The sequence below is a fragment of the Dyella japonica DSM 16301 genome, from assembly GCF_001010355.1.
GTDB classification, from domain to species: domain Bacteria; phylum Pseudomonadota; class Gammaproteobacteria; order Xanthomonadales; family Rhodanobacteraceae; genus Dyella; species Dyella japonica.
Window position 1 is genome coordinate 1 of record NZ_JPLA01000021.1, and the last position, 20,654, is coordinate 20,654.

Here is a 20,654-nt window from a genome sequence, read left to right on the forward strand (position 1 = left end):
ACAAGGTGCGCTCCTACAATGTGTACTCAGGAAGCATTGAACCTGCCGATTGGCTATTTGTGGGAGCGCACCCTGTGCGCGACAAACCTACGGAGCGGTACACCGCAGCGTGGCTGTCGCGCACAGGGTGCGCTCCCACAGACAAGCCGGCGTGGCAAAGGAAAGGAAGGATGCCCAAAGCCGATGCGCAGCGAGGCCCCGCTTTAAGTCCTCAGCGATTCGGGCGCGTTGCGCAGCGCTTTGAAGTACCCACTGTGTACCCTCGGAGGTTGTCCCCTGACGGCCTGCCTCAAGCGCTCGGGCTTATCCCAACACAATGCTGCGGGCGTTATCAGGCCATTTTCTTTGGGTTACTTTTCTTTTACTCCGGGCATCCTGCCCTCCGCCCTTCGGGCCGGCTTCGCCGTTCGCACGCGCTCCTGCGCGTGCGTGGGCCAGCAAAAGAAAAGTGACTCGAGCGGCGGCAGCCGTTCGAAACGCCCGCCGCGTAGGCGGCACGCTGGCCTGGAGGCGACAACCGAGCGCAAAGTCACTGGATTCCTGCTTCCGCAGGAATGACGAGCAAAAGAGCGGCCTGCGACGGGACGACGAACGCGTGACAAACGCCAACCCACCATCGTTCCCCTCCCATGACGCATCGTTCACCCCACGCACGCTGCAATTCCCCCGCAAATCCCTAACCTATGGTGGTCCCCCCGAGGTACGCCACCATGACCACGCTCCCCAGCCTCTACATCTCCCACGGTTCGCCCATGACAGCGATCCAGCCGCGTCGCGTGGGCGAGCGGCTGGCGGAGCTTGCGCGTGAGCTGCCGCGGCCCAGAGCCATCGTGATTGCCACAGCGCACTGGCTGGCGCGCCAGCCTCACGTGGGGGGTGCCACGCGGCCGGAAACCATCCACGATTTCTATGGTTTTCCGCAGGCGCTGTTCGATATCCAGTATCCGGCGAAGGGCGACCCGGCACTCGCCGCGCATGTCACCGAACTGCTCGACAAGGCGGGCCTGCCGACCACGCTGGATCCCACGCAGGGGCTGGACCACGGCGCCTGGGTGCCGTTGCGCCTGCTCTATCCGAATGCCGACATCCCGGTCGTGCCACTCTCCATCCAGCCGCAGCTTGGGCCCGCGCATCAATTCGCGGTCGGCCGCGCGTTGGCACCGTTGCGCAACGATGGTGTGCTGGTGATCGGTTCGGGCAGCATCACGCACAACCTGCACGATTTTCGCGCCGGTTACAGCGAGGAACGCGAGGCGCCGTACGTACGCCCCTTCATCGAATGGATCGAGAACAAATTGTCCGAGGGTGATGTACCCGCCCTGCTCGACTATCGCCGCCAGGCGCCGTTTGCCGAAAGCGCGCATCCCACCGACGAACACCTGCTGCCGCTGTTCGTGGCGCTGGGCGCGGCGGGTGAGGACTCGCACGCCCAGCGCATCGATGCCGGCATCGAATACGGCCTGCTGGCGATGGACATCTACCGTTTCGACAACGCCGTCACTTCACGATGATCGTGCCCACCATCATCGGATGGATGGCGCAGTAATAGGTATACGTGCCAGCGTGATCGAACGTGATGGCGTAGCTGTCGCTGGTATCCAACGCTTTTGACGTCGCAAACTGGTTGCCCGCGCTGACTACCACGTGTGGCTCTTCATCAAGATTGGTCCACACCACGCGCGTGCCCGCCGTAATGGTCAAGGTTTTCGGGGCAAACGCGAAATCCTTGATGTCCACCGTGGTGGGCTTGGCGGGCGCGCTTTTCGCTGCATTGGCAGCAAGCGCTGGCGAGGTGGTCGCAGCGGCCACCACCAAGGTCGTGATCACCGACAGAGACCATGACATCACGTTCATGCCATCACCTCCTCGGTCACGGCCAGTGCATGGTTGCCCTGCACGTGGCGCACGTCGCGTATGCCCAGATAGCGGTGCAAGTCGTTCGGCGCGACGTCCTTCATCGGTCCCGGCGCGGGCGCCGCGCCGGGTGCAGGCTGCGGATAAGCGGTGGAGCGCGCGGTGTAGAACGTGATGCTGCCTTCGACCTTCTGCTGGATCTGATGGATGTGGCCGTTGAGCACGCTCACCGAACCGAAGCGGCGCAGATAGCCCACCGCTTCGTTGCTGTCGTCGGTGCCCCAGCCCCAGTCCGGATAAAGCGGCCATAGCGGCATATGCGCGAACACCACCAGCGGCGTCTCAGCTGAAAGTCCGGCGAGATCCTTCTTCAGCCAGGCCAGCTGATCGGCGCCGAGCGAGCCCAGGCCGCCGGCTTTCAGATTCAGCACGTTGATGAGTCCCACGAAATGCACGCCGTGGTGGTCGAAGCTGTACCACCCGCCGCTCTGCTGGCGTTCGCCAAAGCGGCGGAAAAACTCGGCGCCGTTGTCGCCGATCACGTCGTGTTCGCCGGGCACGTAGAACACCTTGGCCATGCGCGCGTCCTGCATGATGCCGGACAGTGCGTCGAATTCCTCCGGTCGCGACAGATGTGTGAGGTCGCCCGTGTGCAGCACGAAGTCAGGCTCCTTCTTCTGCGCATTGATCATCGCCAGCGACTGGCGCAGCGTGCCGGCCACGTCCATGTTCGGCGCCTTGTGAAAGCCGATATGCGAATCGCTGATCTGCACGAAGCTGAAGGCGGAGTCGGCGGCGGTGGCCGCACCCTGGGCGTTCAGCGGCTGGGCCTTCAATACGCCACCGTGCATCATCCATAGCGTGCCGGCACCGGCCCATGCCATGCATTTGAGGAACTGGCGGCGGCCGCCGGCCTCGAGGTCTTGAATGTCGTCCATCGTCGGATCTCCGCTGGTGGCGGCAGACACTGCGCCCGCGCCTAAAGCCCAATACCCGGCGATGCGCCGGTCTATTCCCGGCACGTGCCGCGAAATCCGCGTTGGAATAAAGTGGCTGGAACCGGGGTATACCCACTTATGCCAGCCGAGCCGACCACCAGCCTGAGAGCCGCCGATGCCGCACGAAGCGCTCGCTTCGAGGCGCAGGTGGTGCCGTACCTGGACGCGGCCTACAACCTCGCGCACTGGCTCGCACGCAACCCCAGTGACGCGCAGGATGTGGTGCAGGAATCCATGCTGCGTGCGCTGCGCTATTTCGACAGCTTCCGCGGCGGCGATGTGCGTGTGTGGCTGCTGGCCATCGTGCGCAACACGTTCTACACACTGCGCAGTCGCACGCCGCAGGATGCGCTGCATGACGAACTGGACGAGGCCGTGCATCCACTTATCGACGACGGCCCGTCGCCCGAAACGCTCACCCTGCTCGCCGTCGACGTCGGCGCACTGCAATCGGCATTGGAACGGTTGCCGGCGCCTCTGCGCGAAATACTCGTACTGCGTGAACTCGAAGAATGCTCATACAAGGAAATCGCGGGCATCACCGGACAGAAGATCGGCACGGTGATGTCCCGTCTGGCCCGCGCCCGCGATCGCTTGCGGGCCGAACTCACCTGCCGGCCCAAGGAGGTACGCCGTCATGATGTGCGATGACGCTGGGCTGCTGCTGCACGCCTATCTCGACGACGAACTGGATGCTGCCAGCAGCGCGGCCGTGGCTCGCCACCTGCACGACTGCAGCGCGTGCAAGGCCCGTTACGAGACTTACGCCATCATGCAGAAGGCCTTGTCCGAACCGGCGCTGTATCGTCGCGCACCGGATGCGTTGCGCGCCCAATGGACGACGCCCGTGGCGCCGGCGGCGGCGTCAAAGGTAACGCCGATAACCGTGCGGCGACGCACGCCGGTGGCGTTCGCGGCGGCAGCGGGTTTTGCCGCGGCGGTGCTGCTCTCCGTACCGGCGTGGCTGCACTGGCTGCCCTCGCGCGGCGCGGACAATGCAATTGTCGCCCAGGCGATTGCCGGCCATCTTCGCTCACTGCAGGGCGAGCACCTGCTGGACGTGGTGTCGACCGACCAGCACACGGTCAAGCCGTGGTTCGAGGGCAAGCTCGATTTCTCGCCGCGGGTGAAGGACCTGGCCCCCGAAGGTTTTCCGCTGGTGGGCGGCCGCCTTGATGCACTCGATGGCCATAGCGTGGCCGCACTGATCTACAAGCGCCGCCTGCACGTGATCAACCTGTTCCAGTGGCCCGCCGAGAATGGTTCGGCCACGCAGGTCGCCACGCAGGAGCACGGTTACACCGTGATCCGCTGGACCGGCGACGGCATGCACTACGTGGTGATCTCGGACGTCAACGAAGGGGATCTGAAGCAGTTCGTGCTGGCCTTCCAGAACGAGGCCAATCCGCTGATGGCGCGCTGAACTCAGTCGCCGGACACGGCCAGCGGCCAGTGTTCCGGCGTGAGCGGCGGCAGGCCGTGGCCCAGCCGCGCCTTGTCGCACTGGGCGCTGGGACGGCCGAACTCCCACGACGGTTCCACCTCGCGGCACACCGAAGGCCGGCGCTCGTAGATGCCGCAATGGGCCGCCGTCCCCACCGTGCCCTGCAGGGCCACGCAGCGTGGCCGCGAGGCCTGGGTGCCTCGCATGACCAGGCGATGGGGATCGAGCGTCTCGGTGAGCTCTGGCGGCACCACCCCATCCAGCGACGCGTCCGCCTCCGACCAATGGAAGGCCACGCGGAAATAGGCGCAACAGGCACCGCAACTGAGGCAGGGATGCAACATGCAGATCGTTCGAAGGCGCACCCCGAGGCGCGCAGGCGAGCATTCTAGAACGCCGAAGGCCCGCATGGCGGGCCTTGGACGTGCTTGGCGCTTAGGGCTCGCCGGCGAAGGTGTTACAGCTGGCGATATCGCCGCTCTGGAAGCCGGCGGTGAACCACTTCACGCGCTGCGCCGAGGTGCCATGCGTGAACGAGTCCGGCACCACCCTGCCCTGCGCCTGCTGCTGGAGCGCGTCGTCGCCGATCTTGCTGGCGGCGTTGAGCGCCGATTCGATATCGCCCGGCTGCAGCCACTGCAGGCGCTGCTGGCTGTGGTTGGCCCAGACGCCGGCGAAACAGTCGGCCTGCAGTTCCTGGCGCACCGACAAGCCATCGGCGCCTTCCATCCGTGCACCACGACGGCGCGCCTGCTCCACCTGATCGAATACGCCGAGCAGGTTCTGCACGTGATGGCCCACCTCGTGGGCAATCACATAGGCACGGGCGAAATCGCCGGCGGCGTGGAAGCGGTTTTGCAGCTCCTCGAAAAACGCCACGTCGAGGTAAACCTTCTGGTCGCCGGGGCAATAGAACGGCCCCACCGCGGTGGACGCCGCACCGCAGGCGGTACGCACCCCGCCGCTGAACAAGTCCAGCTTGGGATCGACGTATTGCCGTCCGTGCGCGGTGAAGATGTCGCTCCAGGTTTTCTCGGTGGATCCAAGAATCGCGCTGACAAAATCCTTGGTCTGCGGATCGACATTGGCCGGCTGTCCACTCGGCGCGGCAACTTGCTGCCCTCCGCTGTCGACCTGGCTCAGCAGAGCGGTCGGATCCTTGAAAAACACCAGGCCGAGGATCGCCAGAATGACGATGCCACCAATGCCCAAGCCGCGACCGCCGCCGAAACGGGGACCGCCACCACCACCGCCGCTGTCGACCTCGACGTTCTGACTCCGTTCGCCTTTCTGCCAATCCATAGGAAGGCCCTCGCTCATCCAACGATGGCAAGACGATAACCCCTCGCGCCCCCTCCCGCCATTGGCACGCGATGGCTACAGTGGGCGACCTTTCCGCGAGTACCCGCCATGATCCAGCATCTGCCCGCCGTCGTCGTCCTGCTGACGGTCCTGCTCCAGTTCGGCACCGTCTGGGCCACCGGGCATGCACGCGAGAAATACGGCGTGAAGGCGCCGGCCATCGACGGGCATCCGGCGTTCGAGCGCGCCTGGCGAGTGCAGATGAACACGCTGGAATCGACCGTGATCTTCCTGCCCACCCTGTGGCTGGCGGTGCAGTACGGCTATCCGCTGTGGGCTGGCGTGGCGGGTCTGGTCTGGGTGGCTGGCCGCGTGTGGTACGCGGTCGCTTACCTGCAGGACGCGGCGAAGCGGGGACCGGGGTTCATGGTGTCTTCGATGGCGTGGGGCGTGACGCTGGTGCTGGGCGTTATCGGGTTGGGGCGCGCGCTTTTGATCGGCTGAGGCTAAAGGCGTCGCGCACAGGGTGCGCTCCCACAACTGCCTTGCCCTGTGGGAGCGCACCCTGTGCGCGACGCTGGCCTCATTCGATCGGATTCACCTTAAGCCGCTCGATGCGTGCGCCGTCCATCGCCACCACTTCGAAACGCAGGCCTTCGCTGGTGAAGGCATCGCCCGCGCCGGGCAGACGCCCCAACTGCTGCAGCACGTAGCCGGCCAGGGTGGAAAAACTGTCATCGCCGGTGAGCTTGAAACCGAGCAGGTGTTCGACGCGGCGCAGGTCGAGGCTGGCATCGAGCAGCCAGCTGCCATCGGTCTCCTGCACGGCGGCGGGATCACCGCTTTCATCGTCGGGAAACTCGCCCGCGATCACTTCGAGCACATCGGTGGGCGTGACCAGACCGAGCACGCTGCCGTATTCGTCCACCACCAGCGCCACCTGCAGCGGCGAGCGGCGGAATTCCTCGATCAGGCGCAGCACGCTGAGCGATTCGAGCACGGTCAGCGGTTTGCGCACGACCTGATCCACGTCGATATGGCCATGCTCAAGCAGGCTCGCCAGCAGGTCACGCGAGGATGCCACGCCGACCAGCTGGTCCAAGTCGTCGCCCGCTACCGGCAGCCACGCATGACTGGACGCAGTGACTTCCGCGCGCAGCTGTTCGACGTTTTCGCGCGGGTCGATCCAGTTGATTTCCGGCCGCGGCGTCATGATGGAACGCACCGGCCGGTGCGCCAGATCCAGCACGCCCTGCACCATCGCCAGCTCGTCCTTGCCGAACATGGCCACGTTGCCTTCGGGATTGGCCGCGGTGGCCTTGGGCGCGACATCTTCGTCGTCGCCGCCAGCACCCAGCAGGTTCAGCACCGCCAGCGCGGTGCGATCGCGCAGCGTGCGCGCGCTGCCCAGCAGGCTGCGCTGGCGATTGCGGCGCATAGTCTGGTTGAACGCCTCGATCAGGATCGAGAAGCCGATCGCCGCGTACAGATAACCCTTGGGGATATGAAAGCCGAAGCCTTCCGCCACCAGGCTGAAACCAATCATCAGCAGGAAGGACAGGCACAGGATCACGACCGTCGGCCGCGCATTGACGAAGCTGGTGAGCGGCTTGCTGGCACTGATCATCAGGATCATCGCCACCACCACGGCGATCATCATCACCGACAGATGATCGACCATGCCCACCGCGGTGATCACCGAGTCGATCGAGAACACCGCATCGAGTGCGACGATCTGCGCGACCACCAGCCAGAAACGCGCCGGTGCGCGCTTGGCCGCGTCGTCATGATCGGCCGCTTCCAGGCGTTCGTGCAGCTCCACCGTCGCTTTGAACAACAGGAAGGCGCCGCCCAGCAACAGGATGATGTCGCGCCACGAGAACGACACGGCGCCCAGCGTCAGCACGGGCGTGGTGAGCTTCACCAGCCATGACATCGCACCCAGCAGGGCCAGTCGCATGACCAGGGCCAGCAAGAGGCCGAGCACGCGGGCCTTGTCGCGTTCCTTGGCCTGCAGTTTGTCGGCGAGGATCGCGATGAAGACGAGATTGTCGATGCCAAGCACGATCTCCAGCACCACGAGGGTGAGTAGACCTGCCCAGACAGTCGGGTCGGACAGCCAGTCAAATGCAAACATGGGCTGGCGCCTGAGCGCCGATTTCCTCCTTGGATCGTTCCTTAACTATACAAGGCGCTGCCGTGAACGCGATGACAGCCATCCGTGCCGACCGTGCCAAAGGACAGGATTGGCACGCGCGGCAGCAGGGTCTAGCGTGATCGTGTCAGCCGGCGAGGCGAAACCTGCCGGCACAACTACTCTGCGCGCGTGCGCTCTGGATCGACTCGATGGACGCGAACCGCCTGACTGATTTGCCCGTTTCGCCAGCCCCATCGACCTCGCGCGCGCCGACCCCCGGTCAAGCCATCGCCCTGATCGTGCTGTATTTCGTGCTCCAGCTGGCCGTGGGCAGCGCGATCACGCTGATCGCCGGCATTGTCGGCGCATTGCGCGACGGCGGTGGACTCGGCGCGATTATTCCCATGGGTCGCCACTGGCTTGGCCAGTCGGATATGACGGCCGCGGCGGTGATCGTGACGCTGCTGATTTCCGCCTCGGTGATCGTGCACTTCGCGCGGCGCTGGTGGCCCCAACGATGGACCGAAGGCGCACCACCCGGACTGGGCTTCACATCTACTCCACATATCGCTTTTTACGTGGCGGCGCTCGCCGCGGGCGTGATGATGCCCATCGTTGGCGGCATGCTCACGCAATGGTTGGCGCATGGGCACGAGGTGAGCCAGGACATCAAGCAACTGGGCGCCAATACCTCCCTGGCCTTGCGTCTGCCGCTGGCCTTGCTGGTGATCAGCCTGGGGCCGCTGGTGGAGGAGTTGTTGTTCCGCGGCGTACTGCTGTCGGCCGTCGCGCGCTACACCGGCAATGGCACGGCGATCGTGCTGTCAGCCTTGCTGTTTGCCTGTGTGCATCTGCCGGATCTTTCGTTCCTCTGGTACGCCCTGCCCAACCTGGCCCTGCTCGGCCTGATCCTCGGCTGGTTGCGCGTGCAGTCGGGTTCGATCTGGCCGGCCGTGGTCGCCCATGGCATGAACAACCTGCTGGCCGTGGTCTCGTGGTTCGTGATCAGCCACTGAGCCGCACGTCAGGCGGCAATCAGCGAATGCGTGCGTAGCAGTCGCGCGGTCTCGTAAATGGGCATGCCCATGACACCCGAATGGCTGCCATCCAGATGTTCGATCAGCTTGGCACCATGGCCCTGGATGCCATACGCACCGGCCTTGCCGAAGGGTTCGCCGGTGGCGATGTAGGCCGCGATGGTCGCGTTGTCCAACGGCGGCATGCTCACACGCGAAAGACTGGTATCGGACCATTCGCCTGAACGCGTCACCAGCCATACGGTAGAAATCACTTCGTGCACGCGGCCCGAGAGGCGGCGCAGCATGCTGGCGGCATCCTCGGCATCGTCGGGCTTGCCGAACACTTCGTCATCGAGCACGACTTCGGTATCCGCACCGAGCACGGCGGCACCGACCTCTTCCAGTGCAGCGAGTCCGGCGCGGGCTTTCTCGCGTGCCACGCGGCTTACGTAGTCGCGCGGCGTTTCACCCAGCAAGCGCTGCTCGGGTACATCGACATCGACAATGCGGAAGTTCACGCCGATCTGTTCGAGCAGCTGGCGACGGCGCGGCGATTGGGAGGCGAGATAGAGCATGTGCAACAACCCCGGGGGAGGCAGGAACCCCTAAGGTCTCATATCGCCGCTGTCGAGGAAACGCTGGTGCCACGACAGCGCCTCCTGCAACAGATGCGGCGTGTGCTTGCCGCGGCTGTCATGCAGCGCGCGATCGACATAGTCCTGCAACATCGGGCGATAGTCCGGATGCGCGCAGCGATCGATCACCACCTTGGCGCGCTGGCGCGGCGACAGGCCGCGCAAATCGGCCAGGCCCTGCTCCGTCACGATCACCGACACGTCATGCTCCGTGTGATCGACATGGCTCACCATCGGCACGATGCACGACACCGCGCCGTTCTTGGCGGTACTGGGCGTGAGGAAGCACGACAGAAAACCATTGCGCGCGAAGTCACCCGAGCCACCGATGCCGTTGATGATGCTGGTGCCGGCGACGTGGGTGGAATTGATATTGCCGTAGATATCCGCCTCCACCATGCCATTCATGGCGATGCAGCCCAGGCGGCGCACCAGTTCCGGATGATTGGAGATCTCCTGCGTGCGCAGAATGATGCGCCGGCGGAAGAAATCGATCTTGGCCAGAAAGCGCTCGATCCCCGCCGGGCTCAGCGAGAACGACGTGGCCGACGCCACCGACAACACGTCGTTTTCAAGTAGATCGAGCATGCCGTCCTGGATCACTTCGGTGAACGCGCTCAGTCCGCTGAAGCCGCCCTCCTGCAGCCCCGCGAGCACGGCGTTGGCGATATTGCCCACGCCGGACTGCAGCGGCAGCAGCTGCGGATGCAGCCGTCCCTTGGCGATTTCGTGACGGAAGAAATCGATCAGGTGTCCCGCGATCTGACGCGAACCATCGTCCAGCGGCGCGAACGCGCTATTGCGGTCGGGCGCATTGGTCTCCACGACGGCAATGACTTTGTCCGGATCCAGGCGCAGGTATTTTTCGCCGATGCGATCGTCCGGCTTGAGCAAGGGTATCGGCTTGCGGTGCGGCGGCAGCGCCGTGCCGTAGTAGATGTCATGCATGCCGTCCATTTCGAGCGGCTGCCAATGATTCACCTCGACGATCACCTTGTCGGCGAGATCGAGCCAGGTCTTGTTGTTGCCCACCGACGAGGACGCCAGCAGGCTGCCGTCCGGCATGATCGCGGTGGCTTCGATCACGGCCAGGTCGATCTTGCCGAAGAAGCCGAACCACGCGTATTGCGCGACATGACTGAGATGGATGTCCAGATAATCCATCTCGCCGCGATTGATGCGCGCGCGCAGCTCCGGATCGGACTGATACGGCAGGCGCAGATCGATGCCGTCGGCACGCGCCAGCGCGCCATCGAGTTCCGGTGCAGTGGACGCGCCGGTCAGCACGCGCACGCGGAACGGCTCGCCACGCTCATGCGTCGCCACCATGCGGGCGGCGAGCGCCTGAGGCACCGCTTTGGGATAGCCCGCACCGGTAAAACCGCTCATGCCGATCGTCATGCCGTGATCGACCAGTTCAGCGGCCTTGGCGGCCGTCATGACCTTGGCGGCCAATCCTGCATGGCGGATGCGCTTGTCCACGACGATGTCTCCTGCACGGCAATCTCGCGATATTAGCGCGGGGCAACGTCAATCTCCCGGCAAGCTAGACGATGGTCGATGCATCAGAAACGGATGAAATACTCGCGGAATTCATCGTCCCGCTGCCATCCAAGGGACTCGTACAAGTGCTGTGCAGGCGTGTTGGCATGCGCTGTGGCGAGCGTCATGCCGGCTGCGCCCACGGCACGCGCGAAGTCCATCGCCTCGTGCATCAGTGCCGCAGCCACGCCGCGTCGACGTGCGTTCGGTGCGACAAAAAGATCGTTCAACAGATAGCTGCGTGACGTGCGCACCGACGAGTACATCGGATACAGCTGAACAAATCCCGCGCCTTCGCCATCGGCGTCCAGGGCGAAGATCACGACTGAGTCATGCTGCTGGAATCGCTCGCGCAGAAAGTGCGTGGCCCGTTCGAGATCCGTCGCCTGCCCGTAGAACACGCGATACGCATCGAACAGCGGCGCCACAAGGTCGAGGTCGTGGATGGTGGCCTGGCGTACCGTGATGGACATGCGCAACTCCCGCGAATCGTGTCGTTGCAACCAGTATGCGAGGCGACTCGGGGCGCGCCTATGACCACTTGCCGCGGAAAACGCGGCAGCCTGGTCGACGGCGCCCTGCTTTACGCGCGGTGGTAAGGATGGCCGGCCAGCAAGGTGGTAGCGCGATAGAGCTGCTCGGCCAGCACCAGCCGCACCAGCATGTGTGGCAGGGTAAGCGGCCCGAGCGACCACGACTGATCCGCACGCGCCAACACCTCGGGCGCGTGACCATCCGGTCCGCCAATCAGAAACGCGAGATCGCGGCCGGACATGCGCCACTTGGCGAGCTGGGCCGCCAGCTCCTCGCTGGACCAGGTCTTGCCGCGGCCATCGAGGGCAACCACGTGGATGTCGCGCGGCAACGCGGCCAGGATCGCCGCGCCTTCGTCCTGGATCGCGCGCGCGTCATCGCGACCCTTGCCGCGGACGCCGGGCTTGAGTTCGATCAATTCCAGCGGGAGTTCGTGCGAGAGACGCTTGCGGTATTCGGCAAAGCCTTCGGCAACCCAGGCGGGCATGCGTTCGCCGACGGCGATCAGACGGGCGCGCATGATTCACGATCCAGAAATCGGGGAAATAAGCGGCAGGCCGCGCGCGTTGAACGGCGCACGGCTCTCGCCGCCGATGGGCGGGCATCAGCCCGCGTTGGCGACTTCGGTGTCCATTTCGCGGTCACCCACCGTCCACAGCCTTTCCAGGCCGTAGAACTCGCGGATGCGCGGCAGCATGACGTGGACAATCACGTCACCCAGGTCCACCAGTACCCATTCGGCTTCGCGCTCGCCTTCCACGCCAAGCGGCATCACGCCCGCCTGTTTGGCGAACTTGACGACTTCGTCGGCGATGGATTTCACGTGGCGCGCGGAGGTGCCGGAGGCGATGACCAGCAGATCGGCGATGGAGGTCTTGCCGCGGACGTCGATTTCACGAATGTCCTTGGCCTTCAGTTCGTCCAGCGCGTTGATGACTTGCTGACGAACGACCGCCGTGGTGGCGGATTTGGTGCTGCGCTTGGCAGTCTGACTCAAGTGCGTTTGCCTCGATGCGGGATCGACGCGCGGGATCGCGCAATACCAGTATACCGGACCACCTTGAAGCGCATGTCAAACGGAAAATGCCAGATGCCGTGGCCCCGGCAGCGTCGGGCCCTCGCAAGGCGGGGTCAAACGGCTCAAAAACGGCACTTCTTCCGGGTTTGAGCATCGCTGACCCGCAGCGGAAAAGCCTGCCGCGACATCCAACCGATACCTCCCTCACACCCGAAAAGCGGGCGCGCACGGGCAATAACGGGCAAAAAAAGAGGCCCTCTCCCCGGAGAGGGCCTCATCATTTTTTCAGCGCGACGGTATCAGTGGCCGGCGGTCGACGCGGCGGCAGGCGCGGCGCTCTTCTTGGTGTTGTGCTGCTTCTTATGGTGCTGGCTGGAATCGCTCTTCATCGAGTCGCTGCTCATCGAATCGCTCTTCATCGCGTCGCTCTTCATCGAATCGCTGCTGGACTTCATGGCATCCGAGCTGGACTTCATCGCGTCCTTGCTGGCGTCCTGGGTCGACTGCGGCGTGGTGCTCTGTGCCATGACGGGGGACATGGCAAGGCCGAACACCACGGCGGTCGCGAAGGCGAGTACGGCGTAACGGGAAACTTTCATGGTCAGGTATCTCCAGAAGCGGTGAGGTAACCGTGCGGGGGTGCCGCACTTCCATGGAACAGCCGCCATCGTCCCTCCCGAACGACCACGGCAAACCGGCTGCGAGTACATCCGCACCGGCCACGCCGCATCAGCATTCCTGCACGATGCGAACGGTCCATCCCTGGTCCGTCAAACCACTGCCAACGGATCGCTTGATCCGCGCCCCCTTCCGGAGCGGAAGCCTATACCCATGCATGACAAGCGCAGGTGGCGTGCAGATACCGCCATTCAGTTTGAATACGGACAAACCGGCAGCAAAAAATTGCGATTGCTGCGGTGCGTGGGCCGCGCGGATGCGGTGCCCCGATACGCCTGACGGCGCCTCCCTGTCGCGGTGCGGGCCGGCCGTGGAAGCGCCACGTCAAGGGCATGCGCGATGCGTGCTGACAGCCCCGATGTGCTGCGGCGCAACATCTGTTTTGCGCGGTCTGGCGACGCCAGTTGATTCAGTGTGTGAGCGCTTTATTTCAGCGCAGGCTGCAGCAGGCGCCCGCCCATCAGGGCATTGACCAGCACCACGATGGCCACCGCCATGGCGTGCGTGAGCAGGTCGGTGGCCGCCACCGCGAAGGCGTGGCAGATCTCGAGCAAGGCGGCGGAGGCCGCTGCCGACGCCAGACCTATCATGATCGCCGCCAGTACCGGGCGCAGCGGACAGGCACGACGCAGCAGCCAGATCAACAACACCGACAGCGGCACCGAAAGACTGATGATGAAGATCAGGCAGTCGCTCGCCTCATGGAAGGCGGCGATATGCGCCGAGGGTCCCAGCCAGTCGCGCATGCAGCCCAGCCCGCTGGCGCCCACCCACAGCAACAGGCCGGGCAAGGGCAGCCAGGCCCAACGCGAGGAGCGCCCCGGCACGCCCAGCGTAAACGCCGCCCATGCCGCGCAGACCGCCGTGATCACCGCGCCCACGCCGGCCATGGCGATATCCGGCGCGGCCTCGAAGCGGCGCATCATGTGCGTGGCGCCGTAATGCGCCAACAGCCCTGCCGCGATCACCGCCACCACCACCAGCCAGCCAAGCGTGCGCACCCACGGGGGCGGCAAGCGCCGCACCGGCAAGAGCTGGTCGCCCAGCGACTGGATCAGTGACTCGGGGAGTCGGGGTTCGGCCATGGTGCTCAGGATTCTCCGTGGAAACGCGACCGCAGCGCCTTGAGCGCGCGATGCAGGTTGACCTTCAGTGCGCCGGTCTGGCGCCCCGTCTCGGCGGATGCCTCCGCCAGCGATCGTTCTTTCAGACCCAGCTGCTCGATCGCCTCGCGCTGACCCGGCGGCAGCGAGGCAATCGCGTCGTGCAGGCGCTGCGCCTCCTGCTCGCGCTCTGTCGCGGCAGTCGCATCGTCGATGTCCGGATGCATGTCGTACGCAAGCTCGTCATGCACTTCGCGGCTGCCACGGCGTCCCTGGCTGCGCAGCGCATCGATCGCACGCCGGCCGGCCAGCGCGGACAGCCACGCGTCGTATGAACGGGAAGGATCGTAGGTGTGGCGCACCCGATGCACGGTGAGCAGGGTTTCCTGCACCACGTCGTCGAGCTGATCCACCGCCACGCCCTTGCGCCGGGCCGCGACGCGGATCAGCGGCACCGAGGCTGCCAGCACCTGTTCGTAGGCCCGCCGGTCGCCGCCTTGTGCCGCAGCCATCCACGCGGCGCGCTGGCGCTCCTGCGTGTCGCCGATGGGAGCAGCAGCGTCGCTCACGGTTGAATCGATCCTGGCCCAGCGGGAAAGGACGATATCTAGACCTATGGAGTGGGTTGCGGTCAAGGTGGCGGTCATGGCGCAGCGTCGCGAGTCCTGTTGCTTCATTCGACGCAAGCCAGCCGCAGGTTACCTCTGGCCACCCTCGGCGCAGCCTCTCAATCGCTGCAAGCATGGACTTAAATCGCGTTGCTCCGCGGCTTTCGGAGTCATCCGATAGCCCGCCCAATCCCCTGGCTGGCCTAATACGCGCCGAGTCTGCCCCTCCCCCGCAGACCGCACGCTTTCAATCGCAAGGAATGCTCCAATGAAGAAGATCCTCACGGCGATGGCGCTGGCCGCCTGCGTCGCCCCGCTAGCTGCCCAGGCCACCAACAGCAACGGCATCGGCTACACCTATGTGCAGCTCGACTACGTCAACGTGACCGGCTCGGGGCACTACGCCAAGGCAGACGGTGCGTCGCTCAGCGGTTCCTACCAGTTCGCCGACAATTTCCACGTGTTCGGCCGCTACAGCGACCTGCGCTCGCCCACCTATTCCAGCAGCGACTATGTTTCGGGCTATACCTACGGCTCCAGTGACAAGTTCAAGGCGCGTCCGTGGTCGCTGGGCATGGGCTATGCCGCTTCCATCGGCTCGCAGGCCGACTGGGTGACCCAGGTGTCGTACACGCACGATCGCGTCAGCGACCATTACTGCGACTGGCTCACGGCGGGCGCCTACTCGGCACGCCGCTGCGGCAGCGTCGGCACCAACGGCGACCTCTGGGCGATCAACACCGGCGTGATGGGCCGCGTGATCGACCGCCTGGTCGCCAGTGCCTATATCGGCTACAGCAACGGCGGGCGCTACAGCCATGGCGGCCCGGGCATCCTGGGCAATGTGTTTGCCGACTTCGGCCTGGTCTACAGCTTCAATCCGACCTGGGCGCTGCACGGCGGCGTGCGCGTCAACAACGACGGCACCGAGAACATCACGCTGGGCGCGCGCGCCAGCTTCTGATTGTTGCCGCCAGGCAAGCCACGAGGCCCGGCCATGCGCCGGGCCTTTTACATTTGGCGCATGTAACCTGAGACACAGCCCGGGCGAATGATCCGGTGACATCCCCTCGGACCTCTGCGCCATGCTCGTGTTGATCCTCGCCTATCTCGGCGGTGTACTGACCATCCTCAGCCCGTGCATCCTGCCGGTGCTGCCGTTCGTATTCGCACGGGCGGATCGTCCGTTCGCACGCAACGGCCTGCCGATGCTGCTGGGCATGGCGCTGACCTTTGCGCTGGTCGCCACACTCGCGGCCGTGGGCGGCAGCTGGGCGATCCAGGCCAATCAGTACGGACGCATCATCGCGCTGGTGGTGCTGGCGGTGCTGGGCCTGACCCTGCTCTCCACCCGGTTGGCCGAATGGATCAGCCGCCCGTTCGTGGCGCTGGGCAACAAGCTGTCGCAGCACTCTGATGAAAACGATTCGGTCTGGTCCGCCGCCGGTCTCGGCGTGGCGACCGGCCTGCTGTGGGCGCCCTGCGCCGGTCCCATCCTCGGCCTCCTGCTGACCGGCGCGGCGCTCAACGGCGCCAGCCTGCAGACCTCCTTGCTGCTGCTCACCTATGCCGCGGGCGCCGCCACCTCGCTGGCCTTGGCGCTGGTGATCGGCGGTCGCGTGTTCTCGCTGATGAAGCGGTCGCTGGGCGCGGGCGAATGGGTGCGCCGCGCCCTTGGCGTGCTGGTGCTTGCCGGCGTGGCCGTGATTGCCCTTGGCCTGGATACCGGCGTGCTCACGCGGGTGGCGCTGGCCAGCACCGGTGGCATCGAGCAGAAGCTGATCGACGCGGCCCGTCCGGCGCCCGCGCCGCAGCCGGTGGTCAAGCAAGGCGAGCCGTTGCCGATCGAAGGCGAGCTGCCGTCGCTGGAAGGCGCAACGCAATGGTTCAACACCGCGCCGCTCACCGTGCAGTCGCTGCGCGGCAAGGTGGTGCTGGTCGACTTCTGGACGTACTCGTGCATCAACTGCATCCGCGCGCTGCCCTATGTGCATGCCTGGGCTGACAAGTACAAAGATCACGGCCTGGTCGTGATCGGCGTGCACGCCCCGGAGTTTGCCTTCGAGAAGGATCCGCAGAACGTCAGCAAGGCGATCAAGGACCTTGGCGTCGATTACCCGGTGGCGCTGGACAACAACTACGCGATCTGGAAAGGCTTCAACAACGAGTATTGGCCGGCGCACTATTTCATCGATCCGCAGGGCCATATCCGCCATCACCACTTTGGCGAAGGCGAGTATGAGCAGAGCGAGGACGTGATCCGCCAGCTGCTCACCGAAGCCGGCCAGAAAAATCTCCCTGGCGGCTATGTGCAGCCGGGCGCCAAGGGTGCAGAAGCGGCCGGTTCGGGCGACGCGATGCGCTCGCCGGAAACCTATGTCGGCTACGCCCGCGCCGAGAATTTTGCCGGTGGCCAGGTGGCGCATGACGACGTGTGGACGTATCACGCGCCCAAGACCCTGATGACCAATCAGTGGGCGTTCGATGGCCGCTGGACCGTCCGCGATGAAAGTGCGCGGCTGGACAGCGCCAACGGCGGCATCGTCTACCGCTTCCGCGGCCGCGACTTGCATCTGGTGTTGGGCCCCGGGCATGACGGCAAGCCGGTGCGCTTCCGCGTCACCATCGACGGCAAGACGCCAGGCGCCGATCACGGCATGGATACCGATGCCGACGGCAACGGCACCGTGAGCTCGCAGCGTCTCTACCAACTGGTTCGCCAGGCCAACGGCACGGGCGAGCGCACCTTCGAAATCACCTTCCTCGATCCCGGCGTGCAGGCCTACGCCTTTACCTTCGGCTGATTCACGCCACTAACCTCACGGAGGTTGCCATGTCCCGTACCCAGGACATCGTGAAACTGGAGCGTCGCCGCTTTCTGCGCGCGGCGCTCACAGGAGGAGCTGTTGCTGCCATCGGAGGCTTTGCACTGCCCACGCTGTTGAAGCGTGGCCCGTTGAGCGGTGCCGCGATGGCGGCGACGCCGCCGGCCACCGGCGCCGACATGCTGTTGGTTTGCTTTGCGGACGATGGCCACAAGCTGGGAACATGCCACGTGCGCAAACTGGTGCTCAACGATGCGCAATGGCATGAGCGCTTGAACGACGACGCCTATTACGTGATGCGCCGTGCGGGCACCGAGCGTGCCTTCAGCGGTGCGCACGAGAAGCCGGCCGTGCCGGGACTCTATCGCTGCCCGGCGTGCGATACGGCGTTGTTCGACGCGGCCACGCAATTTGATTCGGGCACCGGCTGGCCGAGTTTCTGGCAACCGATCGCCAAGCAGAACGTGATCGAGATACGCGACTCCTCGTTCGGCTGGGAGCGCATCGCGGTCAGTTGCGCGGGTTGCGATAGCCATCTGGGCCATGTGTTTGACGATGGGCCGCGGCCGACGGGCTTGCGCTATTGCATGAATTCGGTGGCGTTGAGGTTTGTGCCGAGGACGTCGTAGAGGCGTAGCCCAACGCGCCTGTTGGTCTGTGGGAGCGCACCTTGTGCGCGACCGCGGCGCCGCGGCGTATTGCTCCGTTCGCTTGTCGCGCCATCGCACCGGCGCACATTTGCTATGCGCGATAGGGCGCGAGAACGGAAGGATCTTCAAACAACCCGCACGGCAGCAGGTACCGAGGATCGCGCCCTTCCGCCAATAGATCGCGGATGCGCGTGGCGGAGATTTCCAACGGCGTCACCGCCAGCTCAATCACCTTGCCGCCCGGCAACTCCTGCAACACCTTCGGATCGCTCACCCGACGCGGCAGGATTTCCACGGCCAGCTCCACCGACCATGCGGCGTCGATGCCCGGTCGGTTGAGCACTCCGATGTGCGCGTAATCGAACAACTCGCGCCAGCTATGCCAGCTCGGCAGGTTGGCGAACGCGTCGGCGCCCAGCAGCAACACCAGGGGGCGCTCGCCCTGCTCTTCGCGCAATTCGCGCAAGGTGTGGATCGTGTACGAGGGTCCCTCGCGGCGCAGTTCGCGCGTGTCCAGGCTGAGGCGATCCTGGCCTTGCAGCGCCGCCTTCAACATTGCCACGCGCTGTGCAGGCGATGCGGTGGGCGCATGGCGATGGGGCGGCACGTGTGAAGGCATCAGACGCACTTCGGCGTCGAGCAGCTCGGACGCTTCCCAGGCGACGCTGAGATGTCCCAGGTGCACCGGATCGAAGGTGCCACCGAAGAGCGCCAGCGGCTTCATGCCAGTGCGCCGGCGGCCCGCGGTTCGGCGATGGCGGCGATCAGGCGCTCGGCTTCCAGCCAGGCATCGCCTTGCTCGCGGCCTTTGGCCATGCGATCGATACGTGCCGCGCGTGCAAGGCACTGCAACCAATGTTCGCGCGGTGCACGGCGCAGTGCCTTGCGGAACAATTGCTCGCGCGCGGGCCACAGGCGTTCGGCGCGGGCTTGCGCGGCAAAGTCGCGCGCATTGGCCAGTCGCAGGGCAAGCTGCAGCTGATTGACCAGCCAGCCCATCAGACCGATGAGTTCTTCGCCCTCGGCATGCAGGCCAGCGAGGATATGCAGCGCACGGCCACCCTCGCCCGCAAACGCCGCATCGGTGAGTTTGAAGGCATCGTAGCGGGCGCTGTCGGCAACGAGATTTTCCATCTCCTGCGCGTCGATCTTGCCCTGGCCGTGCAGCACGACCAGCTTGTCGATCTCCTGCGCCGCGGCGAGCAAATTGCCCTCGACGCGCTCGGCCAGCAAGGCGGCCGCATCCGGCGTGGCGGACAGGCCACGCGAGGACAGACGCGCTCCGATCCACGCGGCCCATTCGTTCGGGCGCGGCGCATTGAACACCACCAGCGCACCGGCGGCATCCAGGTTCTTGGTCCAGGCGCCCTCGTGCTTGTTGCTCCAGTCCATCGCCGTGATCAGCAAGGTCACGTCGGGCGGCGGATTGGCGCAGAACTCGTTGATGGCCTTGGCGCCTTCGGTGCCGGGGCGACCTGTCGGAAGACGCAGGTCAAGCAGTCGGCGCGTGGCAAACAGCGACATGCCGGCGGCCGCACGCGCCAGGTCATCCCAGTCGAAGTGATTGCCCACTTCCAGTACTTCGCGCTCGGCGTAACCGAGCTTGCGTGCCTGCGCGCGCAGCGCATCGGCCGCTTCCAGCACCAGCAGTTCTTCGCCGGCCAGCAGGTAGACCGGCCGCAGCTGATCGGCGGCCAGCGATTTCTGCCATTGCATGGCGTTGAGCGGCATGACGGTGCGCTTGCTTAGTGCGTGCTGCTGGCCGGAGCCGGCTGGGCTTCCTGCGCCGCCGCGGCAGCCGCGGTCTGGCCCGGATGGCGGCCCGCAGCCTGCAGTCGGAACAGGATGGCATCGACCATATCGTCGTTGAGGCTGCCCTGGATCGCGTCCACCTGCGCCGTGGTGCCGACCGTGTTGGTTGCGTCGTAACTGAATTCGCGCTGCATATCGATGCGCTGATGCGGCAGCATCGGCTGGCCGCCGCCGTCCTTCACGTCGAATTCGACGTGATAGCGCACGGTGTATTCGGTGACGCGCGCCTGGCCGCTGACGGTCAGCGTATCGGTGCTGAACTGGGCCAGCGGTGCGTTGAGTTCCGCAATGCCTGCGCCGCCATGGTCTTCCACCGTGATGCCCGAACTCACCAGCGCGCGCTCGAGCCCGCGCTGGAGATTGACGTTGGCGGCGGTCACGTGGACACGCTGCATGCCCGGCGGCAGGGCCACGTTTTGGCGCAGATGGAATCCGCAGGCCGTCAGCAGGGCGATGGACATCAACAGCAGCGAAGCTTGGAACACACGGCTCATG

The 20,654-nt window shown here is 65.2% G+C and carries 24 protein-coding genes; 8 read left to right on the forward strand and 16 right to left on the reverse strand.

Annotation, left to right across the window (positions count from 1 at the left end):
- Nucleotides 1–710: 710 nt before the first annotated feature.
- Complete coding sequence (locus Y882_RS08005; RefSeq protein WP_046971391.1) at nucleotides 711–1,511, forward strand: dioxygenase family protein; 801 nt, start codon at nucleotides 711–713, stop codon at nucleotides 1,509–1,511.
- Here the strand turns inward: Y882_RS08005 and Y882_RS08010 are convergent.
- Complete coding sequence (locus Y882_RS08010; RefSeq protein ID WP_046971392.1) at nucleotides 1,498–1,854, reverse strand: cupredoxin domain-containing protein; 357 nt, start codon at nucleotides 1,852–1,854, stop codon at nucleotides 1,498–1,500. The two genes, Y882_RS08005 and Y882_RS08010, sit on opposite strands and share 14 nt — an antisense overlap.
- On the reverse strand, nucleotides 1,851–2,792 hold the full coding sequence (locus Y882_RS08015) for a metallophosphoesterase family protein (RefSeq protein ID WP_046971393.1): 942 nt from the start codon (nucleotides 2,790–2,792) through the stop codon (nucleotides 1,851–1,853). Before Y882_RS08015 ends, Y882_RS08010 begins: the two co-directional genes overlap by 4 nt.
- Nucleotides 2,793–2,930: 138 nt before the next feature.
- Here Y882_RS08015 and Y882_RS08020 point away from each other — a divergent pair, with 138 nt between their 5' ends.
- On the forward strand, nucleotides 2,931–3,503 hold the full coding sequence (locus Y882_RS08020) for a sigma-70 family RNA polymerase sigma factor (protein WP_046971394.1): 573 nt from the start codon (nucleotides 2,931–2,933) through the stop codon (nucleotides 3,501–3,503).
- Nucleotides 3,490–4,275 (forward strand): anti-sigma factor family protein, encoded by a 786-nt coding sequence (locus tag Y882_RS08025; RefSeq protein WP_046971395.1) that lies wholly within the window; start codon nucleotides 3,490–3,492, stop codon nucleotides 4,273–4,275. Before Y882_RS08020 ends, Y882_RS08025 begins: the two co-directional genes overlap by 14 nt.
- A gap of 2 nt (nucleotides 4,276–4,277) precedes the next feature.
- Here Y882_RS08025 and Y882_RS08030 read toward each other — a convergent pair whose 3' ends face one another.
- Together Y882_RS08030 and ypfJ are read right to left on the reverse strand one after the other, a co-directional pair.
- Nucleotides 4,278–4,640, reverse strand: a complete 363-nt coding sequence (locus Y882_RS08030) for a YkgJ family cysteine cluster protein (protein WP_046971396.1) — start codon at nucleotides 4,638–4,640, stop codon at nucleotides 4,278–4,280.
- A gap of 91 nt (nucleotides 4,641–4,731) precedes the next feature.
- Entirely contained in the window at nucleotides 4,732–5,598 is an 867-nt protein-coding gene (gene ypfJ / locus Y882_RS08035; protein ID WP_046971397.1) for a KPN_02809 family neutral zinc metallopeptidase, read from the reverse strand.
- A 108-nt stretch (nucleotides 5,599–5,706) separates the two neighbouring features.
- Here ypfJ and Y882_RS08040 point away from each other — a divergent pair, with 108 nt between their 5' ends.
- Complete coding sequence (locus Y882_RS08040) at nucleotides 5,707–6,102, forward strand: MAPEG family protein (RefSeq protein WP_425479421.1); 396 nt, start codon at nucleotides 5,707–5,709, stop codon at nucleotides 6,100–6,102.
- A gap of 79 nt (nucleotides 6,103–6,181) precedes the next feature.
- Here the strand turns inward: Y882_RS08040 and Y882_RS08045 are convergent, their stop codons facing one another.
- The gene (locus Y882_RS08045; RefSeq protein ID WP_046971398.1) at nucleotides 6,182–7,735 is read right to left on the reverse strand and encodes a hemolysin family protein; all 1,554 of its coding nucleotides are present in this window, start codon (nucleotides 7,733–7,735) and stop codon (nucleotides 6,182–6,184) included.
- Between the two features lie 209 nt (nucleotides 7,736–7,944).
- On the opposite strand from Y882_RS08045, the gene Y882_RS08050 reads away from it, so the two are divergent.
- On the forward strand, nucleotides 7,945–8,751 hold the full coding sequence (locus Y882_RS08050; protein ID WP_046971399.1) for a CPBP family intramembrane glutamic endopeptidase: 807 nt from the start codon (nucleotides 7,945–7,947) through the stop codon (nucleotides 8,749–8,751).
- Nucleotides 8,752–8,759: 8 nt separating this feature from the next.
- Here the strand turns inward: Y882_RS08050 and Y882_RS08055 are convergent, their stop codons facing one another.
- The 8 genes from Y882_RS08055 to Y882_RS08090 all read right to left on the reverse strand — a co-directional run bounded on the left by Y882_RS08055 (nucleotide 8,760) and on the right by Y882_RS08090 (nucleotide 14,776).
- Nucleotides 8,760–9,329 carry a Maf family protein gene (locus Y882_RS08055; RefSeq protein ID WP_046971422.1) on the reverse strand — a complete coding sequence of 190 codons (570 nt, stop codon included), beginning with the start codon at nucleotides 9,327–9,329 and terminating at the stop codon, nucleotides 8,760–8,762.
- Nucleotides 9,330–9,359: 30 nt separating this feature from the next.
- Nucleotides 9,360–10,871 carry a succinyl-CoA:acetate CoA-transferase ScpC gene (scpC, locus tag Y882_RS08060; RefSeq protein ID WP_425479422.1) on the reverse strand — a complete coding sequence of 504 codons (1,512 nt, stop codon included), beginning with the start codon at nucleotides 10,869–10,871 and terminating at the stop codon, nucleotides 9,360–9,362.
- A gap of 83 nt (nucleotides 10,872–10,954) precedes the next feature.
- Nucleotides 10,955–11,404, reverse strand: coding sequence for a GNAT family N-acetyltransferase (locus Y882_RS08065; protein ID WP_046971401.1), 450 nt, complete (start codon nucleotides 11,402–11,404; stop codon nucleotides 10,955–10,957).
- A 110-nt stretch (nucleotides 11,405–11,514) separates the two neighbouring features.
- Nucleotides 11,515–11,985, reverse strand: a complete 471-nt coding sequence (gene rlmH / locus Y882_RS08070) for a 23S rRNA (pseudouridine(1915)-N(3))-methyltransferase RlmH (RefSeq protein ID WP_046971402.1) — start codon at nucleotides 11,983–11,985, stop codon at nucleotides 11,515–11,517.
- Nucleotides 11,986–12,069: 84 nt separating this feature from the next.
- The gene (gene rsfS, locus Y882_RS08075) at nucleotides 12,070–12,462 is read right to left on the reverse strand and encodes a ribosome silencing factor (RefSeq protein WP_046971403.1); all 393 of its coding nucleotides are present in this window, start codon (nucleotides 12,460–12,462) and stop codon (nucleotides 12,070–12,072) included.
- Between the two features lie 320 nt (nucleotides 12,463–12,782).
- Nucleotides 12,783–13,082: a hypothetical protein gene (locus tag Y882_RS08080; RefSeq protein ID WP_046971404.1), complete on the reverse strand. Its 300-nt coding sequence runs from the start codon at nucleotides 13,080–13,082 to the stop codon at nucleotides 12,783–12,785.
- Between the two features lie 504 nt (nucleotides 13,083–13,586).
- Complete coding sequence (locus Y882_RS08085) at nucleotides 13,587–14,246, reverse strand: NrsF family protein (RefSeq protein WP_046971405.1); 660 nt, start codon at nucleotides 14,244–14,246, stop codon at nucleotides 13,587–13,589.
- A gap of 5 nt (nucleotides 14,247–14,251) precedes the next feature.
- On the reverse strand, nucleotides 14,252–14,776 hold the full coding sequence (locus Y882_RS08090; protein ID WP_046971423.1) for a sigma-70 family RNA polymerase sigma factor: 525 nt from the start codon (nucleotides 14,774–14,776) through the stop codon (nucleotides 14,252–14,254).
- Nucleotides 14,777–15,140: 364 nt separating this feature from the next.
- On the opposite strand from Y882_RS08090, the gene Y882_RS18820 reads away from it, so the two are divergent.
- The 3 genes from Y882_RS18820 to msrB all read left to right on the forward strand — a co-directional run bounded on the left by Y882_RS18820 (nucleotide 15,141) and on the right by msrB (nucleotide 18,326).
- A complete protein-coding gene (locus Y882_RS18820; protein ID WP_052949789.1) occupies nucleotides 15,141–15,836 on the forward strand; it encodes a hypothetical protein in 696 nt (231 codons plus the stop codon).
- 121 nt (nucleotides 15,837–15,957) lie between these two features.
- Nucleotides 15,958–17,676, forward strand: a complete 1,719-nt coding sequence (locus Y882_RS08100; protein WP_046971406.1) for a cytochrome c biogenesis protein DipZ — start codon at nucleotides 15,958–15,960, stop codon at nucleotides 17,674–17,676.
- 29 nt (nucleotides 17,677–17,705) lie between these two features.
- Nucleotides 17,706–18,326, forward strand: coding sequence for a peptide-methionine (R)-S-oxide reductase MsrB (msrB, locus tag Y882_RS08105; RefSeq protein WP_046971407.1), 621 nt, complete (start codon nucleotides 17,706–17,708; stop codon nucleotides 18,324–18,326).
- A 112-nt stretch (nucleotides 18,327–18,438) separates the two neighbouring features.
- On the opposite strand, the gene nadD is transcribed toward msrB, so the two are convergent.
- The 3 genes from nadD to Y882_RS08120 are packed head-to-tail and all read right to left on the reverse strand — an operon-like array spanning nucleotide 18,439 to nucleotide 20,653.
- On the reverse strand, nucleotides 18,439–19,071 hold the full coding sequence (nadD, locus tag Y882_RS08110; RefSeq protein WP_046971408.1) for a nicotinate-nucleotide adenylyltransferase: 633 nt from the start codon (nucleotides 19,069–19,071) through the stop codon (nucleotides 18,439–18,441).
- Nucleotides 19,068–20,078, reverse strand: coding sequence for a DNA polymerase III subunit delta (gene holA / locus Y882_RS08115; protein ID WP_046971409.1), 1,011 nt, complete (start codon nucleotides 20,076–20,078; stop codon nucleotides 19,068–19,070). Before holA ends, nadD begins: the two co-directional genes overlap by 4 nt.
- Nucleotides 20,079–20,092: 14 nt before the next feature.
- On the reverse strand, nucleotides 20,093–20,653 hold the full coding sequence (locus Y882_RS08120; RefSeq protein ID WP_156171365.1) for an LPS-assembly lipoprotein LptE: 561 nt from the start codon (nucleotides 20,651–20,653) through the stop codon (nucleotides 20,093–20,095).
- Between the last annotated feature and the right edge of the window lies 1 nt (nucleotide 20,654).

What these genes read in the sequence shown, in the direction of transcription:
- Y882_RS08015 (WP_046971393.1), bottom strand. Translation starts at nt 2,792, where the DNA reads ATGGACGACATTCAAGACCTCGAGGCCGGCGGCCGCCGCCAGTTCCTC.
- Y882_RS08030 (WP_046971396.1), bottom strand. Translation starts at nt 4,640, where the DNA reads ATGTTGCATCCCTGCCTCAGTTGCGGTGCCTGTTGCGCCTATTTCCGC.
- holA (WP_046971409.1), bottom strand. Translation starts at nt 20,078, where the DNA reads ATGCCGCTCAACGCCATGCAATGGCAGAAATCGCTGGCCGCCGATCAG.
- Y882_RS08045 (WP_046971398.1), bottom strand. Translation starts at nt 7,735, where the DNA reads ATGTTTGCATTTGACTGGCTGTCCGACCCGACTGTCTGGGCAGGTCTA.
- ypfJ (WP_046971397.1), bottom strand. Translation starts at nt 5,598, where the DNA reads ATGGATTGGCAGAAAGGCGAACGGAGTCAGAACGTCGAGGTCGACAGC.
- Y882_RS08100 (WP_046971406.1), top strand. Translation starts at nt 15,958, where the DNA reads ATGCTCGTGTTGATCCTCGCCTATCTCGGCGGTGTACTGACCATCCTC.
- Y882_RS08090 (WP_046971423.1), bottom strand. Translation starts at nt 14,776, where the DNA reads ATGGCTGCGGCACAAGGCGGCGACCGGCGGGCCTACGAACAGGTGCTG.
- Y882_RS08085 (WP_046971405.1), bottom strand. Translation starts at nt 14,246, where the DNA reads ATGGCCGAACCCCGACTCCCCGAGTCACTGATCCAGTCGCTGGGCGAC.
- Y882_RS18820 (WP_052949789.1), top strand. Translation starts at nt 15,141, where the DNA reads ATGAAGAAGATCCTCACGGCGATGGCGCTGGCCGCCTGCGTCGCCCCG.
- Y882_RS08055 (WP_046971422.1), bottom strand. Translation starts at nt 9,329, where the DNA reads ATGCTCTATCTCGCCTCCCAATCGCCGCGCCGTCGCCAGCTGCTCGAA.
- Y882_RS08050 (WP_046971399.1), top strand. Translation starts at nt 7,945, where the DNA reads ATGGACGCGAACCGCCTGACTGATTTGCCCGTTTCGCCAGCCCCATCG.
- rlmH (WP_046971402.1), bottom strand. Translation starts at nt 11,985, where the DNA reads ATGCGCGCCCGTCTGATCGCCGTCGGCGAACGCATGCCCGCCTGGGTT.
- Y882_RS08005 (WP_046971391.1), top strand. Translation starts at nt 711, where the DNA reads ATGACCACGCTCCCCAGCCTCTACATCTCCCACGGTTCGCCCATGACA.
- msrB (WP_046971407.1), top strand. Translation starts at nt 17,706, where the DNA reads ATGTCCCGTACCCAGGACATCGTGAAACTGGAGCGTCGCCGCTTTCTG.
- Y882_RS08120 (WP_156171365.1), bottom strand. Translation starts at nt 20,653, where the DNA reads ATGAGCCGTGTGTTCCAAGCTTCGCTGCTGTTGATGTCCATCGCCCTG.
- Y882_RS08065 (WP_046971401.1), bottom strand. Translation starts at nt 11,404, where the DNA reads ATGTCCATCACGGTACGCCAGGCCACCATCCACGACCTCGACCTTGTG.
- Y882_RS08040 (WP_425479421.1), top strand. Translation starts at nt 5,707, where the DNA reads ATGATCCAGCATCTGCCCGCCGTCGTCGTCCTGCTGACGGTCCTGCTC.
- Y882_RS08080 (WP_046971404.1), bottom strand. Translation starts at nt 13,082, where the DNA reads ATGAAAGTTTCCCGTTACGCCGTACTCGCCTTCGCGACCGCCGTGGTG.
- Y882_RS08020 (WP_046971394.1), top strand. Translation starts at nt 2,931, where the DNA reads ATGCCAGCCGAGCCGACCACCAGCCTGAGAGCCGCCGATGCCGCACGA.
- Y882_RS08025 (WP_046971395.1), top strand. Translation starts at nt 3,490, where the DNA reads ATGATGTGCGATGACGCTGGGCTGCTGCTGCACGCCTATCTCGACGAC.
- Y882_RS08010 (WP_046971392.1), bottom strand. Translation starts at nt 1,854, where the DNA reads ATGAACGTGATGTCATGGTCTCTGTCGGTGATCACGACCTTGGTGGTG.
- nadD (WP_046971408.1), bottom strand. Translation starts at nt 19,071, where the DNA reads ATGAAGCCGCTGGCGCTCTTCGGTGGCACCTTCGATCCGGTGCACCTG.